Annotated in this window: 1 rRNA gene; it reads right to left on the bottom strand. The window is 47.2% G+C overall.

The window, feature by feature from the left end:
* A 23S ribosomal RNA gene (locus tag H8S20_RS18535) occupies window positions 1-1545 on the bottom strand; the annotation flags it as partial.
* Window positions 1546-1667: the final 122 nt, after the last annotated feature.

Here is a 1667-nt window from a genome sequence, read left to right as displayed (position 1 = left end):
ATATTACAGCGGATTTGCCTACCGTAACTGCCTAAACGCTTAGACTAGCATTTCCAATCGCTAGCACACACTATCCTTCTCCGTCACACCCTCGATAATAACGATGGTAGTGGTATCGGAATATCAACCGATTGTCCATCGCCTACGCCTTTCGGCCTCGGCTTAGGTCCCGACTAACCCTCAGCGGACGAGCCTTCCTGAGGAAACCTTAGATATTCGGCCTGTAGGATTCTCACCTACATCTCGCTACTAATGCCAACATTCTCACTCGTAATCAGTCCACCGCTCCTTACGGTACGACTTCAGCCCGATTACGACGCTCCCCTACCGCTTGCTAATGCAAGCCCGTAGCTTCGGTGGTAAGTTTAGCCCCGGTACATTTTCGGCGCAGGATCTCTCGACTAGTGAGCTATTACGCACTCTTTAAATGAGTGGCTGCTTCTAAGCCAACATCCTAGTTGTCTTAGAAATCCCACATCCTTTTCCACTTAACTTACACTTTGGGACCTTAGCTGACGATCTGGGCTGTTTCCCTTTTGACCACGGATCTTATCATTCGTAGTCTGACTGCCGGACTAAATGTATATGGCATTCGGAGTTTGATAAGGTTCGGTAAGCGATACGCCCCCTAGCCCATTCAGTGCTCTACCTCCACTACACATATCCGACGCTAGCCCTAAAGCTATTTCGGGGAGAACCAGCTATCTCCGAGTTCGATTGGAATTTCTCCGCTATCCACAGCTCATCCCATGCTTTTTCAACAGCAACGTGGTTCGGTCCTCCACGAAGTTTTACCCTCGCTTCAACCTGGCCATGGATAGGTCACCCGGTTTCGGGTCTACGGCATGCAACTAGTCGCCCTATTAAGACTCGGTTTCCCTTCGGCTCCGTACCTTAAGTACTTAACCTTGCTACATACCGTAACTCGTTGGCTCGTTCTACAAAAAGCACGTCATCACCCTCGTATGGGGCTCTGACCGGTTGTAGGCACACGGTTTCAGGTTCTATTTCACTCCCCTCCCGGGGTTCTTTTCACCTTTCCCTCACGGTACTGCTTCACTATCGGTCATCAGGTAGTATTTAGCCTTGGGAGGTGGTCCTCCCTGCTTCCCACAAGGTTTCACGTGTCTCGTGGTACTCTGGATCAGAACTTGATTATTTTCACTTTCACCTACAGGACTATTACCTCCTACGGTCTTACTTTCCAGTAATGTTCGGTTAATGAAAACTTCTCGTTAATGTTCTGTCCGCAACCCCAGAGATAAATCTCTGGTTTGGGCTCTTTCCCTTTCGCTCGCCGCTACTCAGAAAATCGATTTTTCTTTCTCTTCCTCTAGGTACTTAGATGTTTCAGTTCCCTAGGTCTACCTCCGTATAGCTATGTATTCACTATACGGTACATGGGGTTTCCCATGTGTGTTTCCACATTCGGAAATCTCCGGATCACTGGCTATGTGCGCCTACCCGAAGCTTATCGCAGCTTATCACGTCCTTCATCGGCTCCTGATGCCAAGGCATTCACCATGCGCCCTTTGTAGCTTGACCTATTCAGTCAATTTATATCAAAGTTTTGCATTTAATATCACAAAGAATATTTCTTGGCTTACTTCTCAAATATATTTTGAAGTTATATATTAATTCATGTGCAATTTTCAAAGAACAATTGG

It is taken from the genome of Clostridium hominis (assembly GCF_014287825.1).
Classification (GTDB): domain Bacteria; phylum Bacillota; class Clostridia; order Clostridiales; family Clostridiaceae; genus Clostridium; species Clostridium hominis.
The sequence above is the reverse complement of the archived record's forward strand: the minus strand, read 5'-3'. Positions and strand labels throughout refer to the sequence as shown.